At 69.1% G+C, this 20,630-nt stretch carries 15 protein-coding genes; 4 read left to right on the forward strand and 11 right to left on the reverse strand.

The window, feature by feature from the left end; translation table 11 throughout:
- Window positions 1-114 precede the first annotated feature (114 nt).
- Both ABGI63_RS17925 and ABGI63_RS17930 read left to right on the forward strand, forming a co-directional pair.
- Window positions 115-870, forward strand: coding sequence for an MASE1 domain-containing protein (locus ABGI63_RS17925; protein WP_349743736.1), 756 nt, complete (start codon window positions 115-117; stop codon window positions 868-870).
- Window positions 753-1,565 carry a GGDEF domain-containing protein gene (locus ABGI63_RS17930; protein ID WP_349743913.1) on the forward strand — a complete coding sequence of 271 codons (813 nt, stop codon included), beginning with the start codon at window positions 753-755 and terminating at the stop codon, window positions 1,563-1,565. Before ABGI63_RS17925 ends, ABGI63_RS17930 begins: the two co-directional genes overlap by 118 nt.
- Before the next feature lie 6 nt (window positions 1,566-1,571).
- On the opposite strand, the gene rlmB is transcribed toward ABGI63_RS17930, so the two are convergent.
- Both rlmB and ABGI63_RS17940 read right to left on the reverse strand, forming a co-directional pair.
- Window positions 1,572-2,318, reverse strand: coding sequence for a 23S rRNA (guanosine(2251)-2'-O)-methyltransferase RlmB (gene rlmB, locus ABGI63_RS17935; RefSeq protein ID WP_137940636.1), 747 nt, complete (start codon window positions 2,316-2,318; stop codon window positions 1,572-1,574).
- A complete protein-coding gene (locus tag ABGI63_RS17940; protein WP_349743737.1) occupies window positions 2,315-3,031 on the reverse strand; it encodes a heparan-alpha-glucosaminide N-acetyltransferase in 717 nt (238 codons plus the stop codon). The genes rlmB and ABGI63_RS17940 overlap by 4 nt, the downstream gene beginning before the upstream one ends.
- Window positions 3,032-3,060: 29 nt before the next feature.
- Here ABGI63_RS17940 and ABGI63_RS17945 point away from each other — a divergent pair, with 29 nt between their 5' ends.
- Window positions 3,061-4,125: a S1C family serine protease gene (locus tag ABGI63_RS17945; protein ID WP_349743738.1), complete on the forward strand. Its 1,065-nt coding sequence runs from the start codon at window positions 3,061-3,063 to the stop codon at window positions 4,123-4,125.
- Here the strand turns inward: ABGI63_RS17945 and ABGI63_RS17950 are convergent.
- A complete protein-coding gene (locus tag ABGI63_RS17950; RefSeq protein WP_349743739.1) occupies window positions 4,117-6,735 on the reverse strand; it encodes an ATP-binding protein in 2,619 nt (872 codons plus the stop codon). The genes ABGI63_RS17945 and ABGI63_RS17950 overlap by 9 nt on opposite strands.
- Window positions 6,736-6,745: 10 nt before the next feature.
- Complete coding sequence (locus tag ABGI63_RS17955) at window positions 6,746-7,840, reverse strand: ABC transporter substrate-binding protein (protein WP_349743740.1); 1,095 nt, start codon at window positions 7,838-7,840, stop codon at window positions 6,746-6,748.
- A gap of 131 nt (window positions 7,841-7,971) precedes the next feature.
- On the opposite strand from ABGI63_RS17955, the gene ABGI63_RS17960 reads away from it, so the two are divergent.
- Complete coding sequence (locus ABGI63_RS17960; protein ID WP_349743741.1) at window positions 7,972-8,958, forward strand: LLM class flavin-dependent oxidoreductase; 987 nt, start codon at window positions 7,972-7,974, stop codon at window positions 8,956-8,958.
- Window positions 8,959-8,976: 18 nt separating this feature from the next.
- On the opposite strand, the gene ABGI63_RS17965 is transcribed toward ABGI63_RS17960, so the two are convergent.
- The 7 genes from ABGI63_RS17965 to gltA form a co-directional block, all read right to left on the reverse strand.
- Window positions 8,977-10,521 (reverse strand): methyl-accepting chemotaxis protein, encoded by a 1,545-nt coding sequence (locus ABGI63_RS17965; RefSeq protein ID WP_349743914.1) that lies wholly within the window; start codon window positions 10,519-10,521, stop codon window positions 8,977-8,979.
- Between the two features lie 128 nt (window positions 10,522-10,649).
- Window positions 10,650-14,648: a phosphoribosylformylglycinamidine synthase gene (gene purL, locus ABGI63_RS17970; RefSeq protein ID WP_349743742.1), complete on the reverse strand. Its 3,999-nt coding sequence runs from the start codon at window positions 14,646-14,648 to the stop codon at window positions 10,650-10,652.
- Between the two features lie 129 nt (window positions 14,649-14,777).
- Entirely contained in the window at window positions 14,778-16,100 is a 1,323-nt protein-coding gene (locus ABGI63_RS17975; RefSeq protein WP_349743743.1) for a TRZ/ATZ family hydrolase, read from the reverse strand.
- Between the two features lie 10 nt (window positions 16,101-16,110).
- On the reverse strand, window positions 16,111-17,073 hold the full coding sequence (locus ABGI63_RS17980) for a nucleoside hydrolase (RefSeq protein WP_349743744.1): 963 nt from the start codon (window positions 17,071-17,073) through the stop codon (window positions 16,111-16,113).
- A gap of 23 nt (window positions 17,074-17,096) precedes the next feature.
- A complete protein-coding gene (gene rbsK, locus ABGI63_RS17985; protein ID WP_349743745.1) occupies window positions 17,097-18,023 on the reverse strand; it encodes a ribokinase in 927 nt (308 codons plus the stop codon).
- Window positions 18,024-18,048: 25 nt separating this feature from the next.
- On the reverse strand, window positions 18,049-19,059 hold the full coding sequence (locus tag ABGI63_RS17990) for a LacI family DNA-binding transcriptional regulator (protein WP_266008260.1): 1,011 nt from the start codon (window positions 19,057-19,059) through the stop codon (window positions 18,049-18,051).
- 238 nt (window positions 19,060-19,297) lie between these two features.
- On the reverse strand, window positions 19,298-20,608 hold the full coding sequence (gene gltA / locus ABGI63_RS17995) for a citrate synthase (protein WP_349743746.1): 1,311 nt from the start codon (window positions 20,606-20,608) through the stop codon (window positions 19,298-19,300).
- Window positions 20,609-20,630 lie beyond the last annotated feature (22 nt).

A 20,630-nucleotide genomic window follows, 5' to 3' on the forward strand; every position in this document is an offset into this window, starting at 1 on the left:
GGCTGTGCTGTGATGGGCCGGATTATCGGCGCTGCCAGGGGCTGCGCGGCGGCCGGCCCTCAAACCGTTGTCGATCAGGGCAAGCCCTAGCCGCTGCAGCCCTGGCCATCCGCCATGCTGTGGCGACAACAAGCCGCGCAGTCGATGACGGTCAGACAAAGAAACTCTTGGGTCCGGGGCGCCGAGACGGCGACCCTGCTGGGGCTGCTGGTGATGGTAGCCGCGCTGCTGGGCATCGCCAGCCGGCCGATGGGTCAGCTGGCCTCGTTCTGGCCCGCCAATGCGCTGCTGCTGGGCCTGCTGCTGCGCTTTCCGGAGCGCTGCACGCCGGCCGGCTGGCTGGGCGCCTGCCTGGGCTATCTGGCGGCCGACCGGCTGACCGGCAGCGATCTGCACACCACCCTGCTGCTGACCGCCGGCAATCTGCTGGGGGTGATCACCGGCCTGAAACTGCTGCAGCGTCTGCCGCCGATCGACCGGCGGCTGCAGGGCACGCTCTCGGTGCCCTACCTGCTGCTGGTGATCGCGGCGGCATCGGCCATGGCCGCGCTGGTGGGCCTGATCATCGGCCCCAGTCTGCTGGGGCTGGATCCGCTGAGCGGCTGGGTCTTCTGCTTCATCAGCGAATTGGCCAACTACCTGGCCTTTCTGCCGGCCGTGCTGACCCTGCCCGAGCGCCGGCATGCCGGCCGCGAGCGCCGTCGGCCGCCGCCCTGGCGGACGCGGCTGCGCCACCCCTGCCCGTGCTGGCCCTGCTGGCCTCGGGCGCGCTGGCGATTGCCGTGGCCGGCCCCGGGGCCGTGGCCTTTCCGGTGCCGGCGCTGCTGTGGTGCGCGCTCAGCTACAGCGTGTTCAGCACCGCGCTGCTGACCCTGCTGTTCGGGGCCTGGGCGCTGAGCAGCATCGCGCTGGGCTTGCTGCCCGTCGACGGCAGCGGCCCCAACGCCAGTGTCGCGCTGCTGTCGACACGGCTGGGCGTGTCGCTGATCGCGATCGCGCCGCTGACCGTGGCCTGCGTGATGGCCGGGCGCCAGCAACTGCTGCAGCGCCTGCAACACCTGGCCAGCCATGATCAGCTGACCGGCCTGCTGAACCGGCACGCCTTCCACGAACAGGCGCAGGACAGCCTGCAGCAGCTGGCATCGGGCCGCCAGCCGGTGGCCCTGCTGATGCTGGACATCGACAACTTCAAGCCCGTCAATGACAGCCATGGCCATGCGGCGGGCGACCGCGTGTTGACGGCCTTCGCCGCGATCAGCACCGCCTGCCTGCGCGAGGTCGATCTGATGGGCCGTGTCGGCGGTGAGGAATTCGCCATCCTGCTGCCCGGCTGCGAGCGGGCCGCCGCGCTGGCGGTGGCCGAACGCGTGCGCCAGGCCTTTGCTGCGGCGGAGCTGGACATCGGCGAGGGCCGCCGCCTGCGCGCCACGGTCAGCATAGGGGCGGCACTGGCGATGCCGGCCGGACCGCAGCTCGAAGCCCTGCTGCTGGCGGCCGACAAGGCGCTCTACCAGGCCAAGGCCGAGGGCCGCGACCGCGTCGCCTGCCGCACGCTGCCGGTCTGAGCCGGCTCAGCCGCGCTGACGCAGCGCCTCGTAGAGGCAGACACCGGCCGCCACCGAGACATTCAGGCTCTCGACCGCGCCCTTCATCGGGATGCGCACCAGCTCGTCGCAGGTCTTGGCGGTCAGCTGGCGCAGGCCGTCGCCCTCGGCGCCCAGCACCAGGGCCACCGGTCGCTTCAGGTCGATGTCGTAGATCGATTTCTCGGCCTGGTCCGAGGTGCCGATGATCCAGACATCGCGCTCCTTGAGCTCGTTGAGCGAGCGGGCCAGATTCGTGACCATCAGATAGGGCACGGTCTCGGCCGCGCCGCTGGCCACCTTGGCCACCGTCGCGTTGAGGCCTACCGCATGGTCCTTGGGTGCCAGCACCGCATGCGCGCCTGCCCCATCGGCCACGCGCAGGCAGGCGCCCAGATTGTGCGGATCGGTGACGCCGTCCAGCACCAGCAGCAGCGGCACGACTTCGGCCGCTTCCAAGCCTTCCATCACCTCGTCCAGCGAATGCAGCATCGCCAGCGCGGTGACGCGGGCGACCACGCCCTGGTGGCGGCTGGAGCCGGCCAGCTTGGACAGGCGCTCGTCGTCGCTGTCGACGATCTTCAGTCCCGCCTCCTTGGCGCGTTCGACGAACTGGCGCATGCGCTGATCGCGCCGCGTCGCGTCGACATGGACTTCGCTGATCGACTTGGGATGCGTCTTCAGGCGCACGGTGACGGCATGAAAGCCGAACAGAATCTTGTTGCTGGTACTCATGCCGCCATGGTAACTGCCATCAGCAGGCCGATCAGCAGCGGCTGGTGCAGCATGTAGAAGCTCAGCGACCAGCGGCCCAAGGCCGCCAGCGGCGCCAGCGCGGCCGGCAGCGCGCCCCGCAGCAGGGCCGGCCGCCAGCGCCCCAGCGCGCAGCCCCACAGCATCACACCGATCCAGGGCAGCAGCGGCACATAGTCCTCGGTGAAGGGCTTGGCGGTGACCAGACCGACCCAATTCGTCCAGCGGCTGTCGAACACCGGGTGCTGCCAGAGCAGCGGCGCGGCCAGCGCCAGCAGGCCCAGGCCGAACAGCGCGGCCGGCGGCAGACGCGGCGCCAGCAGCCGCAGGATCAGCAGCATCAGCGCCATGGCGTGCAGCACGCCGAAGCTGATGAAGCTGCGCGGGAACATCAGCCAGGAGCCGGCCGAGACCAGCAGCGCGCAGCCCGCCACCTGGGCCCAGCGGCGCCAGAAACGCGGCCAGCGCTGGCCCTGGGCCAGCGCCACCGACTGGCCCAGCCCGGCGCAGAAGAGGAACAGGCTGACGATGGCAGTGCGCTGCCAGGTCCAGAACGGGTCGTGCTTGAAATCGGCCGCGTTCAGCCCGAAATGATCGAGATCGAAACAGAAATGGAAGATCGCCATCCAGACGACGGCGGCGCCGCGCAGCGCGTCCAGGCGTTCATAGCGGAGGGCGGGGTCAGGTCTTATCATCAGCGCCGCAGTCTAACGACAAGCCAGCCATGCACCGTCTTCTTCTGATCACCCTGCTCGCCGCGCTGAGCCTCGGCGCCGCCCAGGCCCAGCAGCCCCGCGAGGTCCAGCCGCGCGGCCCGCTCCAGGCAGCCGAGCTCAACCACATCAATGTCTTCAAGAAGGTCGCGCCCTCGGTGGTCCACATCACCACGCTGGGCCTGAGCCGCGATATGTTCTCGATGAATGTCTCCGAGGTGCCGCGCGGCACAGGCAGCGGCTTCATCTGGGACGAACAGGGCCATATCGTCACCAACTTCCATGTGATCCAGGGCGCCAATGCGGCCCGCATCACGCTCAACGACCAGAGCAGCTACGACGCCGAGCTGGTCGGCGCCTTCGAGGACCGCGACCTGGCCGTGCTGCGCATCAAGGCGCCGCGCGACAAGCTGCCGCCGATCCCGATGGGCGCCAGCCGCGATCTGCTGGTGGGCCAGCAGGTCTATGCGATCGGCAACCCCTTCGGCCTCGACCAGACGCTGACCACCGGCATCGTCTCGGCGCTGAACCGCGAGATCGAGTCGGTGACACGGCGCAGCATCCGCGGCGCGATCCAGACCGACGCGGCCATCAACCCCGGCAACTCCGGCGGCCCGCTGCTGGACTCGGCCGGCCGCCTGATCGGCGTCAACACCTCGATCTACAGCCCCAGCGGCGCCAGCGCCGGCATCGGCTTCGCGATTCCGGTCGACGAGGTCAACCGCGTCGTGCCGCGCCTGATCAAGGACGGCCGCTTCATCCGCCCGGCCCTGGGCGTCAGCGCGGCGCCCGAGAACCTGCACCGCGCGCTGAAGCTGCCCAAGGGCGTGGCGCTGCTGCGCGTCGCGCCGGGCAGCCCGGCGGCCAAGGCCGGCCTGCAGGCCTTTGCCCGGGCACGCGACGGCAGCCTGGTCCAGGGCGATGTGATCACCGCGGTCGGCGAGGCCGTGGTGGCCGATCTCGACGACATGCTCAGCGAGCTGGAGCGCCGCCAGAGCGGCGACACGGTGCGGCTGACGGTCTGGCGCGGCGGCAAGACCCGGGTGCTGAGCGTCGTGCTGGGCAGCTCAGACTGACAGGGCCGCGTCGATAGACCGCAGCACCTGGGCAATCTCCAGCGGCTTGGTCAGATAGCCCGCAGCGCCGGCGGCCAGCGCGGCCTCGCGCCGTGCCGGTGTCGCGTCGGCAGAAATCACCAGCACCGGCAGGCCGGCCAGCTCGCCGCGCTGGCGCAGCCAGTCCAGCAGCTCCAGCGCCGAGCCGTCGGGCAGATGCATGTCCAGCAGCAGCAGGGTCGGCCGCCGCTCGGCCAGCTCGCGCCGCGCCGCGGCCAGATCGGCGGCCAGGCGCAACCGCAGGCCCGGCCGCAGCGCCAGCAGCTCGCGCATCAGGCCGGCATTGACCGCGTTGTCCTCCACATACAGCAGATCGGCGCTCTGCCCGGGCGGCGCCGCATCGCTGACCAGCGGCAGCGGCCCGAGCTCGGCCGCCTCGGCCAGCGGCAGCCAGAGCGTGAACACCGTGCCCTGCCCGGCCCGGCTGCTGACCGTCAGTCGGCCCTGCATCAGCTGCAGCAGCCGCTGCGTGATCACCAGGCCGATGCCGGTGCCGGGCACCGCCGTGCCCTCCAGGCCGAGGCGATCGAAAGGCCGGAACAAGCGGGCCAGCTGAGCCTCGTCCATGCCGCGGCCATCATCGCGCACCGCCAGCCCCAGCCAGCCGGCCGGGCCCGGCTCCAGGCTCAGCCAGACCGAGCCGCCGGCATGGCCGTACTTGATCGCATTGCTGAGCAGATTCAGCAGCACCTGCTGCAGCCGCGTCTTGTCGGCGCGCACATGGGCCGCGCCGACCAGGCTCGCATGCAGGCTGACGCCGGCGGCCTCGGCCTGCGGGGCGACCAGGCGCAGCGCCGCCTGGGCGGCCTCGCCCAGATTCACCGTCTCCAGGCTCAGCTGCAGGCCGCCGCTCTCGATGCGCGAGAGGTCCAGCACATCGTCGATCAGATGCACCAGATGCCAGCCGGCCGTCTCGATGCGGCGCAGCCGTTCCTGCTGGGCCGGCGTCAGCGCCTCCAGCGCCAGCAGCTGCGCATAGCCGAGGATGGCATTCATCGGCGTGCGCAGCTCATGGCTGACGCGCGACAAAAACTCGCTCTTGGCCTGGCTTGCCGCCTCGGCGCCGCGTCGCGCCAGCTCCAGCTCGGCCGCGCGCAGGCGCTCGGTCTGATCGATCGCGACCGCCAGGAAGCCGCTGGCACGGCCGGCGCCGTCATGCAGGGCCGTGACCGACAGCGAGACCCGCAGCACCGAGCCGTCGGCGCGGCGGTAGTTCCAGTCGCCAAACTCGAAGCGGCCGGCCCGGGCGGCCGCCAGCAGGGCCTCGAAGGCCTGCTCCGGGCTGTCGGCCGGCGCGCCCAGCTCGGCCGCCCGCGCCATTACCTCGGCGCCGTCATGCAGGCATAGCGCGCTGCGCAGCCCCACCATCTGCGCGGCGCTATGGCCCAGCATCTTCTCGGCACCGCGATTGAAGAGCCGGAACACGCCCTGCTCGTCCACCGACATCACCGCCACCTCGGTGGCCGCGTCCAGCACCGCCTGCAGATCCAGCTGGGCCCGCTTGGCGCGCTGCTCCTGCTCCTGCAAGCGGTCCATCACCGCCCGCAGCCGCTCCCACAAGGCATAGACCTCCTCGCTGCCCAGATCGCCCGAGGCCTCTCCGCCCTGCCCGGCCACCACCGCGTCGGCCAGCGCGACGATGCGGCGGTAGCGTGCCGCCTCGCGGTCCGCCAGCCGCAGCGCCGCCCAGACCGCCAGCGCCAGCGACAAGGTCAGCACCACGGCGGCCAGACCGAGCAGGCGCAGCACCGGCCGGTACAGCCGCGCCTGCGGATGGGCCACCAGCACCTGCCAGCCCGAGTCGGCGGCCGGCGCGATGGCGGCCAGCCAGCGCTGGCCGGCCAGCACGAGCTCGCCGCTGCCGGGCCGGCCGTCCAGCGCCGCGCGCACCAGCGGCAGGTTCACCAGGCTCTCCTGCCAGTCGGCCAGCTGCTGCTGCGGGTGGACGATGACGCGGCCGCGGCCGTCCAGCACGATGACGATGGCGTCGTCGGCCTGCGCCAGGGCCGCCAGCTCCTCGGAAAGACCGCCCAGCGCCAGCTCGCCGACCAGCAGGCGCGTACCGGCACGCAGCGCCAGCACGGCCGTGACGCGGCCGGTCAGCGGCGACAAAAAGGTGTCGGACCAGACCGCATGATCGGCGGTGCGTGCGCGCTCAAAGAACGGCCGCTGCGACACATCCATGCCGACCAGATCGCTGGCCTGGACGCCGGCGCTGGGCCGCACCTGGGCCTCCTCGATCAGGCCCTGGGGATCGACGCAGTAGACCGCCTCGAACTCCTGGGTCAGATCCAGCGCCGGGCCCAGCATGGCCTTGTCGCAGGACCGGGCCGGATCGGCGCGCAGCAGCGCGGCCAGCAGCAGCATGCCGCGCTGCGGCGCGGCCAGCAGGCTGGCGATGCGGCTGCGGGTCTGCATGGCCAGCTGCTCGTTCTCCTGCGCCATGGCCCGCACCGCCTCGGGCAGGGTCAGGGCGCCCCACAGCACGGCGAACGCCACCAGCGGCAGCAGGGCCGCGACGATGAATTGCCGCGCCAGCAGGCGTCGCAGGCTGGGTTTCTTCTTCGTCATCGCCGCGATCTCAGGGGCGCAGACCTTGCAACCGGCCGGCCCGCGCCTCGCTCAGATGCAGGCGCCGGTCGGTATCGCCATAGGCGTCCAGCTGCAGCGGCCCCTGCAACAGCGTCCAGCGCCGGCCCGCCTCGCCGAGCACCTCGCGCAGGCTCTGCGTGCCGGTGCGCGCACGCCAGGCCTGCGCGCCCAGCATCAGCGAGTCGTAGCTCTGCACGGCGGCCGTGCCCGGCGGGTCGCCAAAACGGGCCTGATAACGCTTCTTGAAGTCGACAAAGGCGGGCGACTCATCGTCCAGATCGAGCGCCTGCAAGACCAGCGCGCCCTCGATGGCGCGGCCGCCATACTCCAGCAGGGATTTGTTGGCCCCCCAGGGCGAGATGGCCAGCTGCAGCGCGGGCCGGATCCGGCGCAGGGCCTGGGCCGTCAGCGCCGCCTCGGGCGCGCTATTGACCAGCACCACGGCCTCGGGCTGTGTGGCCAGCAGGCGCTCGGCCAGCGCCGCATAGTCCAGCCCCGGCCCCGACTCGTAACGCTGCTCGGCCGGCGCCGGCGCGCCCAGCTCGCGCAGCTGCGCCACCAGGGCCAGCCCGAAGCTCTCGGTGTAGGCACGGTTGCGCATGTCCATCAGCACCGCCACCCGCCGCAGGCCGCGCTGATAAAGCACCTGGCTGAGCTGGCGCGCGCTCTGCGGCGCATCGGTGGCGATACGAAAGAAATGGTCGCTGCGGCCGGACAGCTCGTGCGAGGTGGCCGTTGGGCTGATGGCCACCAGCTTCAGCCGCTCCAGTTCGGGCAAGGCCGCCACCGCCATCGCGCTGGTCATCGGCCCGACCACCCACTGCGCGCCGCGCGCCGCCAGCGACTGCAGTGCCTCGCCGAGCCGCTGCGGCGATTGCTGGTCGTCCTCGGCCAGCAGCTCGAAGCGCTGCGTCCCGGCGGCGTTCAGCGTTTCGACGGCCAGCAGCGCGCCGTTGCGCCCCTCCACCGCGAGATCGGCCGCCGAGCCCGACAAGCCGGAGACAAAACCCACCTTGATCGGCGGCCGCGGCCCGCAGGCCCAGAGCAGGCATAGCAACAATCCCAGGGCTGCAATACGCTTCATGCCGATGGCTCCTTGCGAGGCACGATAAGCCTTCACCGCGCGCCCCACAAGCGGGCAAAGCCCTTGCGGCCACCGCGCCACGGCAAGGCCTTGCGCCGGCAAGGTTGGCGCGAGACTCCTAGACTGGCCGCATGAGTCCTCTGTCCATCCTCGATCTCGCCCCCATCGTCGAAGGCGGCACCGCCGCCCAGGCCCTGCACGACAGCATCGCGCTGGCCCGGCATGCCGAAGCGCTGGGCTACACCCGCTTCTGGGTGGCCGAACACCACAATATGGACGGTATCGCCAGCTCGGCCACCGCCGTGCTGATCGGCCAGCTGGCGCAGGCGACGCAGACCCTGCGCATAGGCTCCGGCGGCATCATGCTGCCCAACCATGCGCCGCTGACGATCGCCGAGCAGTTCGGCACGCTGGCCACGCTGTTTCCCGACCGCATCGACCTGGGCCTGGGCCGCGCGCCCGGCACCGACGGGCCGACGATGCGGGCGCTGCGCCGCCATCTGAGCACGGCCGCCGAGGACCGTTTCCCCGAGGATGTGCTGGAGCTGCAGGCCTATCTCGGCCCGGCCAAGGAGGGTCAGGTCGTGCGCGCGATTCCCGGCCAGGGCACCGAGGTGCCGATCTGGCTGCTGGGGTCCAGCCTCTACAGCGCCCAGCTGGCCGCCTATCTGGGCCTGCCCTTTGCGTTTGCCTCGCATTTCGCGCCCGATCTGCTGATGCAGGCCCTGGACCTCTACCGCAGCCACTACCGGCCCAGCGCTAGGCATCCCAAGCCCTATGCGATGGTCGGACTGAACGTGGTCGTGGCCGACAGCGATGCCGAGGCGGCCTTTCTGTTCAGCTCGCTGCAGCAGCGTTTTCTGGGCATGCAGCGAGGCCAGCGCGGTCTGCTGCCGCGGCCGGTCGACGATATGGAGTCGCGCTGGAACGCGGCCGAGAAGGCCGGCGTGGCACGCATGCTGGCCGAGTCCATCGTCGGCTCGCCGGTGACGGTGCGCGCCGGCCTGCGCGCGACGCAGGAGCGCACCGGTGCCGACGAGTTCATCGTCGCCTGCGCGGTGTACGACCAGGGGGCGCGCCGGCGCTCCTACGAGCTGCTGGCCCAGCTGAGCCGCTAGGCCTTCGCAGGGCCTTGCTCAGAGCTTGAAGACCTGCACCGCCTCGACCAGGCGGCCGGCCTGGTGCTTCAGGCTCTCGGCGGCGGCGGCGCTCTGCTCCACCAGCGCGGCGTTCTGCTGTGTGACCTGATCGAGCTGGCCCACTGCATCGCTGACCTGGCCTATGCCCGAGGTCTGCTCGACGGTGGCGGTGCTGATCTCGCCGATCAGATCGGCCACCCGCTTGACCTGGGCCACAATGCCCTCCATCGCCTGGCCGGCGTCACCCACCAGGCGCGTGCCGGTCTCGACCTTCTCGACGCTGTCATTGATCAGGCTCTTGATCTCCTTGGCCGCATTGGCGCTGCGCTGCGCCAGGCTGCGCACCTCGGAGGCGACGACCGCAAAGCCGCGCCCCTGCTCGCCGGCGCGTGCCGCCTCGACGGCGGCATTCAGCGCCAGGATATTGGTCTGGAAAGCGATGCCGTCGATCACGCTGATGATGTCGCTGATGCGCCGGCTGGAGGCGCTGATCTCGTCCATCGTGCCGACCACCCGGGCCACCACCTCGCCGCCCTGCGTGGCCGCCGCGCGGGCCGAGCCGGCCAGGGTGTTGGCCTGCTGGGCGGTGTCGGCGCTGGAGCGCACGGTGCCGGCCAGTTGTTCCATCGACGCGGCCGTCTGCTGCAGATTGCTGGCCTGCTCCTCGGTGCGCTGGCTCAGGTCGGCATTGCCGGTGGCGATCTGGCTGGAGCCGGTGGCGATCGAATCGCTGCTCTGGCGCACGGTGGACACCACGGTGACCAGGCTCTCGTTCATCGCCTTCAGGGCCTGCAGCAGCTGGCCGGTTTCATCGTGGCTACCCACCTCGATGCGCGAGCTCAGGTCACCGGCGGCCACGGTCTCGGCCAGGCGCACGGCCTGCCGGATCGGAGCGACGATGCTGCGGGTGATGCCGGTGCTCAGCAGCACGCCAATCACCAGGGCCACCGCGCTGCCGCCCAGGATCAGCCAGCGGTTCAGGCTGCGGCTGGCCTCGGCCTCGGCGCTGCGCTGCGCCTGCAGTTCGCGCTCGACCTTGACGAACTCGGCATGCACGCTGCGGAAACCGTCCATCGCGGCCTCGCCGCCACTCAGCATGAAGGCCGAGACCAGATCATCGATGATCTTGCTACCGGCGCGCACCTCCTGGCGCACCGGGAACAGCGCCTCGATGGATGCCTTGAGCTCCTGCTGGCGCTGCCTCATCAGATCCAGCCGCTGTTGCTGCGCCGGGCTGTCGGCAGTCAGCTGCTTGGCCTCGGCCCAGGTCTTGTCAAAAGACTCATGTCCGATCTTCCATGGTCCCAGGTAGCGGTCCTCGCCGGCCAAGAGATAGCCGCGGCCGCCGGTCTGCATATTGGCCAGGGATTGCAGCAGCTTCTCGCCGCGGTCCAGCACCTCATAGGTGTGGATATTGAGCCTCTCGGCCTCGGCCAGCTTGGCGCCGCTGCCCAGCGCGGTCCAGACCACCAGCAGGAACACGCCGATCACCGCAGCAAAGGCCACGGCCAGACGACGGCCGATCGACAAATTGGCAAACATCCTCACTCACAACTCCTCTTGATGGCCGCCCCGGGACACCATAGCCGCCGGGGTCAGGTCTTGAGCTCCGTCGAGACCACCCCAGGCTATCGGCCGGGGGTGGTGAGTCTTGAGGATGGAAAAGGCGCTCAGCCTAGCTGTTTGCGCGCATTGCGGAACATGCGCATCCAGGGGCTGTAGGCGCTCTTGTCGCCCGAGGTCCAGCTCATCTGCACATTGCGGAAGACGCGCTCGGGGTGCGGCATCAGCACGGTGAAGCGGCCGTCCGGCGTGGTCACCGAGGTCAGGCCCTCGGGGCTGCCGTTGGGGTTCAGCGGATAGGTCTCGGTGGCTGCGCCGGCGTGGTCGACGAAGCGCATCGCGCGCGCCACCGTCTTCGCATCGCCGCGCTGCGAGAAGTCGGCATAGCCCTCGCCGTGGGCCACCGCAATCGGCAGCCGGCTGCCGGCCATGCCCTTGAAGAACAGGCTGGGGCTGTCCAGCACCTCGACCATGGCCAGGCGCGCCTCGAACTGCTCGCTCTTGTTGCGGGTGAACTTGGGCCAGGCCGCAGCACCCGGGATGATGGGCGACAGCGCCGCCATCATCTGGCAGCCGTTGCATACGCCCAGCGCGAAACTGTCGGGGCGCGCGAAGAAGGCCTTGAACTGCTCGGCCAGCAGCGGGTTGAACATGATGGAGCGGGCCCAGCCCTCGCCGGCACCGAGGGTGTCGCCGTAGCTGAAACCACCGCAGGCGACAAAGCCCTTGAACTGATCGAGGCCGACCGCGCCCGCCTGCAGATCGCTCATGTGCACGTCATAGGTATCGAAGCCGGCCAGCGCCATCGCATAGCTCATCTCGACATGCGAGTTGACGCCCTGCTCGCGCAGGATCGCCAGCTTGGGCCGCGCGCCGCTGTTGATGAAGGGCGCGGCGACATCCTCCAGCGGATCGAAGCTCAGCTGCAGATGGCGGCCGGGGTCGGCGGCCAGGCCGGCCTGGGCGTGCTCGCTGTCGGCGCAGGCCGGGTTGTCGCGCAGCTGGCTGATGCGCCATGACACTTCGTCCCAGCTCTTGTGCAGCGCCTCCAGCGGCGCGCTGAACACGGTCTTGGCATCGCGCCAGATCTCGACCTTGCCCGTGCTGTTGGGCTTGCCAACCACATGGCTCAGCCTGGACAGGCCGTGGGCGCGCAGCACCTGCATCACCGCATCGCGCTCGGCGGTGGGCACCTGCAGCAGCACGCCCAGTTCCTCGTTGAACAGCGCCTTCAGCGTCAGTTCCTCGCGGCGCGCGCTGACCTGGGCGGCCCAGTTCTTCGCATCGCCCTGATCAACCCGGCTGTCGTTGACGCCGTCGCTCTCGGTGACCAGCATGTCCACATTCAGGCTGATGCCCATATGGCCGGCAAAAGCCATCTCGCAAGCCGTGGACCACAGGCCGCCATCGCCGCGGTCGTGATAGGCCAGCAGACGCCCTTCGGCGCGCAGCTGATTGACGGCCGCGACCAGGTTCTTCAGCAGCGCCGCATCGTCCAGATCGGGCACCGCGCCGCCAAACTGGTTCAGCGCCTGGGCCAGGATGGAGCCGCCCATGCGGTGCTGGCCCTGGCCCAGGTCCACCAGGATCAGGCTGGTGTCGCCGGGCTGCAGCTGGGGTGTCAGCGTGGCGCGCACATCGGCGACGCTGGCGAAGGCGGTGATGATCAGCGACACCGGCGCGGTGACCTGCTTGTCGGCGCCGTCATTCCACTTGGTGCGCATCGACAGCGAATCCTTGCCGACGGGAATGGAGATGCCCAGCGCCGGGCACAGCTCCATGCCGACCGCCTTGACGGTGTCGAACAGCGCGGCGTCCTCGCCGGGTTCGCCGCAGGCGGCCATCCAGTTGGCGGACAGCTTGACGCGCGGGAGCTCGATAGGCGCGGCCAGCAGATTGGTGATGGCCTCGGCCACGGCCATGCGGCCCGAGGCCGGGCCATTGACGGCGGCCAGCGGCGTGCGCTCGCCCATGCTCATCGCTTCGCCGGCAAAGCCCTTGAAGTCGGCCAGGGTCACGGCGCAATCGGCCACCGGCACCTGCCAGGGGCCGACCATCTGGTCGCGGCTGTTCAGACCGCCGACCGTGCGGTCGCCGATCGTGATCAGGAAGCGCTTGGAGGCCACGGTCGGGTGGCGCAGCACGTCGACGGCGACCTTGGCCAGATCGACGCCGGTCAGCTCCAGCCGGCCGGCGTCGCGCTCGAGCCGGCTCACCTCGCGGTGCATCTTGGGCGGCTTGCCCAGCAGCACGTCCATCGGCATGTCCACCGCACGCTGGCCGTCGGGCCCGTCTTCCAGGATCAGTTCGCGCGCCTCGGTCGTCACGCCCACCACCGCAAAGGGGCAGCGCTCGCGTTCGCACATGCGCTGGAACAGATCCAGGCTGTCCGGTGCGATGGCCAGCACATAGCGCTCCTGGCTCTCGTTGCACCAGATTTCCTTGGGCGCCATGCCGGACTCTTCCAGCGGCACCTTGCGCAGGTCGAAGCGCGCGCCGCGGCCGGCGTCATTGACCAGCTCGGGAAAGGCGTTCGAGATGCCGCCCGCGCCGACATCGTGGATGGCCAGGATGGGGTTCTTGTCGCCCAGGCCCCAGCAGTGGTTGATGACCTCCTGCACCCGGCGCTCGATCTCGGGATTGCCACGCTGGACCGAGTCGAAGTCCAGGTCGGCGGTGTTGGTGCCGGCCGCCATCGAGCTGGCGGCACTGCCGCCCATGCCGATGCGCATGCCGGGGCCGCCCAGCTGCACCAGCAGGGAGCCGGTGGGGAACTCGATCTTCTGCGTCTGGTCGTCGCGAATCGCCCCCAGGCCGCCGGCGATCATGATGGGCTTGTGGTAGCCGCGCTGCACGCCGTCCACCTGCTGCTCGTAGACACGGAAATAGCCGTTCAGATTGGGCCGGCCGAATTCGTTGTTGAAGGCCGCGCCGCCCAGCGGGCCTTCGATCATGATCTGCAGTGCGCTGGCGATATGGCTGGGCTTGCCCACCGGGTTTTGCTCCCAGGGCTCGGACAGGCCCGGCAGGTGCAGATTGGAGACCGAGAAGCCGGTCAGGCCGGCCTTGGGCTTGGAGCCGCGGCCGGTGGCGCCTTCGTCGCGGATCTCGCCGCCGGCACCGGTCGAGGCGCCGGGGAAAGGCGAGATCGCGGTCGGGTGGTTGTGGGTCTCGACCTTCATCAAGACATGGGCCAGTTCCTCACGCGCCTCGTAGCGCGGCGCGCGCTGGTCGCCGGCCTGCATCCAGCGCTCGATACGGTGGCCTTCCATCACCGAGGCATTGTCCGAATAGGCCTTGACCGTGTGCTGCGGGCTCAGCTTCTCGGTATTGCGGATCATGCCGAACAAGCTCAGCGGCTGCTCGACGCCGTCCACCGTGAACTTGGCATTGAAGATCTTGTGGCGGCAGTGCTCGGAGTTCGCCTGCGCAAACATCATCAGCTCGACGTCGCTGGGATTGCGCTTCAGGCCGGTGAAGGCCGTCACCAGATAGTCGATCTCGTCGTCGGACAGGGCCAGGCCGAAGTCCTTGTTGGCCGTCGCTAGCGCCGCCCGGCCCTGGGCCAGCACATCGACATGGGCCAGCGGCTGCGCGGTCTTCTCGTCGAACAGATGGGCGGCATCCTCGCGGGCCAGCAGCACGCTCTCGGTCATGCGGTCGTGCAGCAGCTCGGCACAGGCGATCAGCTCGGCCTGGCTCAGCGTCTTCTCGCTGCCGATCAGTCCCCCCAGCAGGCCGGACTTCAGCACCAGGCGGTACTCGGTGACCCGCTCAACGCGGTGAATGCTACTCAGCCCGCAGTTGTGGGCGATGTCGGTGGCCTTGGAAGCCCAGGGACTGACCGTGCCCAGACGCGGCGCCACCAGCACTAGGCTGCCTTCGCCGCCGCCCTCATAGGCGTCGCCATAGTTCAGCAGCGCGGCCAGCTTGGCCTGCTCATCGGCGGCCAAGGCCACATCGCTCCAGACCCAGTGCACATGGCGTGCCTGGACCGCGCTGATGCGCGCATTGACGGCCTGCAGCCGAGGCAGCAGCGCCTGGGCCCGGAACGCGGAAAGAGCGTTGCCGCCCTCGAACGAAAGCAGATGCTTGGTGGAAGCCATGGAATCCCGCAGTGCTAGCCGGACCGAGACGGCCGACCTTCGATGAAGTGCGGGATTCTACCGAGGCTGGCCTGGGTCTTGGACTTGCCGCCCGCAAAGGCGGCAAGTTTCACCAGCCAGTAAGTGAACTCAGCGCTCGGTCTTCATCTTGGCGACGATGCCTTCGATGCGATCCAGCAAGGCGCCCTGGTCCACGGTGCTCAGCTCGCGGCCCTTCAAGACCTGGCGGCCGCCGACCCAGACATCGGAGACATGCTCGCGGCCGGCCACATAGACCAGCTGGGCCTCGGGCTTGTAGACCGGCCGGCATTCCAGCGCGTCCAGCGAGACGGCGACGACGTCGGCCAGCTTGCCCACTTCCAGCGACCCCAGGTCGTCACCCCGGCCCATGGCCTTGGCGGCGCGAATGGTGGCCATCTCCAGCGCGGTGCGGGCCGAGACGGTCGTGGGATTCTGCGTCGAGCCCTTGGCCAGCAGGGCCGCGGCGCGGATCTCGCCGAACATGTCCTGGCGGTTGTTCGACGCTGCGCCGTCGGTGCCCAGAATCGTGTTGACGCCGGCGGCTTCGAGCGCCGTCACCGGGCAGACGCCGGAGGCCAGCTTCATGTTCGAGTTCGGGTTGTGGACCAGGTGCACCTTCTGCCGCGCCAGCATCGCGATCTCGTCCTCGTTCAGATGGACCATGTGCACGGCCATCATCTTCTCGTTGAGCAGGCCCAGCTTGTTCAGGCGCTCCAGCGGCCGCATGCCGTACTGCTTCAGGCTGCCATCGACCTCGTCCTGGGTCTCATGGATATGGCAGTGCATCTGCATCTCATGCTGCTCGGCCAGCTGGCGCAGCTTGATGAAAGTCTCGTCCGACACGGTGTAGGGCGCGTGCGGCGCGCTGGTCCAGTCCAGGAGCTTCTCGCCCTTGAACTGCTGATACGCGGCCAGCCCCTTGGCGATGTAGTCGTCCGGGCCGGCGGCATAGCCGGTCGGGAAATCGATCACGTTGATCGAGACGCCGGCGCGTATGCCCGAGTCGACAGCGGCGCGCGCCATCGCGGTCGGGAAGAAGTACATATCGTTCAGATAGGTGACGCCGCCGCGCAGCGCCTCGGCCGCCGACAGCAGCGAGCCCTGGTAGGTCCAGTCCTCGCTGACCCACTTCTTCTCGAGCGGCCAGATGTGGTTGTTGAGCCAGTCCATCAGCGGCACATCGTCGGCCACGCCACGCAGCAGCGACATCGCCGAATGCGTGTGGCCGTTGATCAGGCCCGGGATCAGCACATGCGAGCCGAGCTCGACCTTGGCCGCATCCGGGTACCGGGTCTCGGCCTCGGCCCAGGGCAGGAGGGCCGCAATGCGCTCGCCCTCCATCACCAGCGCATGCTCATTGAGCACCTCGCTGCCGGGCGCCATCGAGACGATCCAGCGGGCCTTCAGCAGGGTTTGTGGGGCTTGGCTCATGGGTTTCTCCTCAATTGAAGGCTTGGGCAAACAGATTCAGCACGCCGGCCGCATCGACGGCGATGCAGGCCTGCTGCGGCGGGCAGCTGCTCCAGGGCGTCTGGGCACCGGTGGGCTTGTGGAAGTCCTGGATGGTCTGACCGCGCGCGATGCCCTCGGTGACGACACGCACCGGGCCGCTGCGCAGGCTGAACAGCTCGGGTGCAATGCAGAAGGCCGCCGCGCTGGCGTCGTGCGAGTAGATGCCGCCGATGCCGTCGCGCTCGTGATAGAAGTCCTGGTAGTGGCGGGTGGCGGCCCACAGGAAGTCGCCGATGGCGCCGTCCTTGCCCTGCAGCGCGGCCAGGTACTGGTGCTTCATCACCACCTCCTGGGTCACGTCCAGGCCGACGATGACGACCGGCCAGTCGGCCGTGAAGACGATGTCGGCCGCCTCGGGGTCATTGATGATATTGGCCTCGGCCACCGGCGTGACATTGCCGCCATGGCCATGACTGCCGAAGGCGCCGCCCATCACGACGACCTGGCGGACCTTGGACGTGATCGTCGGGTCATGACGCAGGGCCAGCGCGATATTGGTCAGCGGGCCGACGGCCAGCAGCGTGATCTCGCCGGGTTCGGCATTGATCAGATCGCAGATCAGCTGATGGGCCGGGCGGGCATCCGCTCGGGCCGGCGAGGCGGGCAATTGCCCGAACATGCCGCCCAGGCCGTCGTCGCCATGCACATGGGCCGGGAAGTCCTGCTCGGCCGGCGTGTGCAGCGGGCCGGCCGCGCCCTGCGCCACCGGCAGGTCCAGGCCGTAGAAGGCCGCCAGGCTCAGCGCATTGCGGGTGGTGGCCGCGATGGGCGCATTGCCGAACACGGTGGTCAGCGCACGCAGCGCGATGGCCGGGTGGCGCGCCAGCAGGTGCAGCGCCATCGCATCGTCGATGCCGGGGTCGGTGTCAAAAATTACGGCAGAGGCTTTCATACTGCAAGCACCAGTTCGGTTGTTCAAAGAGTGATTTCGGCGCGACGCGGCATCGCCGACTGCACGCCGCTGCGGCTGACCGCAATGGCCGCCGCCGCCTGGCCCAGGCGCACCGCATCGGCCGCGCTCAGGCCCTCGGCCAGACCGGCGGCCAGGCCGCCGACAAAGGTGTCGCCGGCACCGACGGTGTCGACCGCCTTGACGACCCGGGCCGGCAGATGCTGGACTCCGGCCGCGCCGCACAGCAGCACGCCTTGCGCGCCCAGCGTCACCAGCACCTGCTGCGGGCCGCGCTGCAGCAGCGCCAGCGCCGCAGCAGCCGCCTGATCGACGCTGCCGCTGGCCATGCCCGCGAGCTGGCCGGCCTCGGTCTCGTTGACGATCAACCAGTTGCTCAGGGCCAGCAAGGCATCGCCGACCGGCAGGGCCGGTGCCGCGTTCAGAATCGTCGTGACACCGGCCGCGCGGGCCAGCTCGAAGGCCTGGGTGATGGCCGGCACCGGCACCTCCAGCTGAGCCACGACGACCTGGGCCGACTGCAGCAGCACGGCGCTGGCCTGCACATCGGCCGCGCTGAGCTGGGCATTGCTGCCGGGCACATAGACGATGGAGTTCTCTCCGCCCTCGCTGGCCACCATGATGACGGCGACGCCGGGCAGCGCCGCCGCATCGGCGACCACGCCGGAGGTTGTGATGCCCTCCTCGGCCAGCGCGGCCAGCAGCTCCGCGCCATGCTGGCGCGTGCCGACCCGCGAAACAAAAGCCACCGGCGCGCCCAGCCGGGCCGCTGCCACTGCCTGGTTGGCGCCCTTGCCACCGGGCGCCATCACAAAGGCCTCGCCCATCAGGGTCTCGCCGGGTCCGGGCAGACGCCGGGAATGCGAGACCATGTCCATATTGATGCTGCCGACCACCACCACCTGGGGGGCTGCATTTGCGCGCTGCGTCATGAAACTTCTTCCCTTTTGTGTTCTCTCAGCCCAGTCGCTGCGGCGCGGAGGTGCTTTCGCGCACCACCAGACGCGGTGTCAGCAGCACATCCTTCAGCGGCGCCGCCGGGTTCTCGATGCGGTCCACCAGCACCCGGGCGGCTTCGCGGCCGAGCTCCTTGATCGAGCAGCCCACCGTGGTCAGCGCCGGGTAGACGAAGCCGCTCAGCTCGATATCGTCGAAGCCGACAATGGAGAGCTGCTGCGGCACCTTGAGCCCCGATTCGGCGGCCGCGCGCAGCGCGCCCAGGGCCATCATGTCATTGCTGGCGAACAGCGCCGTGATGCCGGCCTGCGCGCGCAGCAGGCGACGCGCCGCCTCGTAGCCGCCGGCGCTGCTGAAGTCGCTTTCGATCAGCAGGCTCTCATCGGGTGTGATGCCGCGATCAAGCTGGGCACGGCGCCAGCCGTCGACCCGCTCCGCGGTCACCTCGAACTCGGCCGGCCCGCTGATGCAGGCGATGCGGCGGTGGCCGAGGTCCAGCAGATGCTTAACCGCCTTGTAGGCGCCGTCGGCATTGTTGACGCTGACCCGGTCGGCACGCGCGCCCGGCACCAGGCGGTCCACCGTCACCGAGGGAACGGTGGCCAGCTTGAAGATGCGGGCCAGCGATGCGGCATCGCCGGCCGAGGACAGCAAGAGCCCGTCGATGCGTTTTTCCAGCAGTGTGCGCATGTACTGCTGCTGGCGTTTCGGGTCGTTGTCGGAGTTGCACAGGAACACCGAGTAGCCGGCCAGCCGGCAGCATTCCTCGACGCCGCAGACCAGCTCGGCGAAGAAGGGATTGTTGACGTTGGGCACCAGCACGCCGACGATCTTGGTCTCGCTTTTGCGCAAAGAGCGCGCCACCGCGCTGGGCAGATAGCCGATCTCCTCGACCGCCGCCAGCACCCGGCGCCGCGCATCGGCACTGACCGGCCGGGTGTCGTTCAGCACATGGGAGACGGTGGTGAACGAGACCCCCGCCAGGGCCGCAACATCTTTGATCGTGCTCACAAGGACTCAGCGCTTTCCATCATCAATGGCTACACAGTGGCAAACGTTTGCCAGCCACAAAGCATAGCTGAAACCAGCAGCCTGACGGCAGGCCGGCAGCGCTGTTTGCGCAAATATCCGGGCATAGCGGCCTCGGGCTTTCCCTGCTTTGGCGGCCCGGGTATCAAAAAACCCGCCGGGCCTGAAGGCCGGGCGGGTTTGGCAAGAGCCGGCGGGCAAGCGGCCCGCGCGGGATCGATCAGCGTTGCGCGATCGGCTTGACGTCGCGCGAGGTCGAGCCGACGAAGAGCTGGCGCGGGCGGCCGATCTTGTACTCGGGGTCACCGATCATTTCGTTGAGCTGGGCGATCCAGCCGACCGTGCGGGCCAGCGCGAAGATCGCAGTGAACAGCGGCACCGGGATGCCGATGGCGCGCTGCACGATGCCGGAGTAGAAGTCGACGTTCGGGTAGAGCTTGCGGGCGACGAAGTACTCGTCTTCCAGCGCGATCTTTTCCAGCTCCATCGCCAGCTTGAACATCGGGTCGTTGTGCAGACCCAGCTCGTCCAGCACCTCGTGACAGGTTTCGCGCATCAGCTTGGCGCGCGGGTCGTAGTTCTTGTAGACCCGGTGACCGAAGCCCATCAGCTTGACGCCGCTGTTCTTGTCCTTGACCTGCTTGATGAACTCGCCGATCTTGGCGACGCCACCCTGCTTCTGGATGTCGCCCAGCATGTTCAGTGCCGCCTCGTTGGCGCCGCCGTGAGCCGGGCCCCACAGGCAGGCCACGCCGGCCGCGATGGCCGCAAAGGGGTTGGTGCCCGAGGAGCCGCACAGGCGCACGGTCGAGGTCGACGCGTTCTGCTCGTGGTCGGCATGCAGCGTGAAGATGCGGTCCATCGCGCGCACCAGCACGTCGTTGGGCTTGTAGTCCTCGCAGGGCGTGGCAAACATCATGCGCATGAAGTTGCCGGCGTAGCTCAGGTCGTTCTTCGGATAGATATAGGGCTGGCCGACGGTGTACTTGTAGGCCATCGCAACCAGGGTCGGCATCTTCGCGATCAGGCGGATCGCAGCGATCTCGCGGTGCTCGGGGTTATTGATGTCGGTCGAGTCGTGATAGAAGGCCGACATCGCACCGACCAGGCCGGTCATCACGGCCATCGGATGCGCGTCGCGGCGGAAGCCGCGCAGGAAGAATTGCATCTGCTCGTTGACCATGGTGTGGTTGGTCACGCGGGCGACGAAGTCTTCCTTCTGCGTCGGGTTGGGCAGCTCTCCGTACAGCAGCAGATAGCAGGTTTCGAGGTAGTCGCAGCTGGTGGCCAGCTGCTCGATCGGGTAGCCGCGATACAGCAGCTCGCCCTTGTCGCCATCGATATAGGTGATGGTCGAGTTGCACGAAGCGGTCGACAGGAAGCCGGGGTCGTAAGTGAACTTGCCCGTCTGCGCGTACAGCTTGCGGATGTCGATCACATCCGGGCCTATCGTGCCCTTGTACAGCGGCAGATCCATTTGCGGGCTGCCATCGGAGAACGACAGGGTGGCTTTGACGTCAGACGGGGTCATGGGCGTTCCTTATGACTTCTTG

The sequence above is a fragment of the Roseateles cavernae genome, assembly GCF_040187885.1.
Lineage (GTDB): Bacteria > Pseudomonadota > Gammaproteobacteria > Burkholderiales > Burkholderiaceae_C > Roseateles_E > Roseateles_E cavernae.